At 68.5% G+C, this 464-nt stretch carries 1 protein-coding gene; it reads right to left on the bottom strand.

The genetic code is table 11. The features are described 5' to 3' along the window. A partial coding sequence (locus tag IO20_RS37290) for a DNRLRE domain-containing protein (RefSeq protein ID WP_037637050.1) occupies nt 1–464 on the bottom strand: 464 nt, incomplete at both ends.

Raw genomic sequence — 464 nt, 5'->3', positions numbered from 1 at the left:
GTTGCCGCCGGTGGTCACGTCGGTGCCGTCGGGCAGCGTCCACTTGTAGCTGAGGACGTGATCCGTCGCGGTCCAGCTCGCCGAGGTGGTGTTGGTGAGGGTGAAGTCGACCGTGTAGTCGGTGTTCGGCGTCATCCGCGCCGGAGTCTGCGGCGCGAAGTACGTCGACTCGGTCGTGGAATCGATGTACGTGACCACGATGCGCGGACGCAGACGCTGCTCGGTGCCCTCGGAGGACAGGAACAGGGTCCGCTCCTGGGAGGCGGCCTCGTCGGCCATCTTGATGACGACACCCTGCTGGGAGGCGGGGGTGGTCACCCAGGACTGGGCGAGGGAGGTCACGCTCCAGTCGTGGCGCGCGGGGTCGTTGGTCTTGGCCCCGGTGTCGCCCGCGACAGCACCGAAGTCGCCACCCGCGGTCGTCCAGTTGGTGGTGGCGTTCGCCTTGACCCAGGTGGCGGTCG

The sequence above is a fragment of the Streptomyces exfoliatus genome (assembly GCF_000725545.1).
Taxonomy (GTDB): domain Bacteria; phylum Actinomycetota; class Actinomycetes; order Streptomycetales; family Streptomycetaceae; genus Streptomyces; species Streptomyces exfoliatus.
The sequence above is the reverse complement of the archived record's forward strand: the minus strand, read 5'-3'. Positions and strand labels throughout refer to the sequence as shown.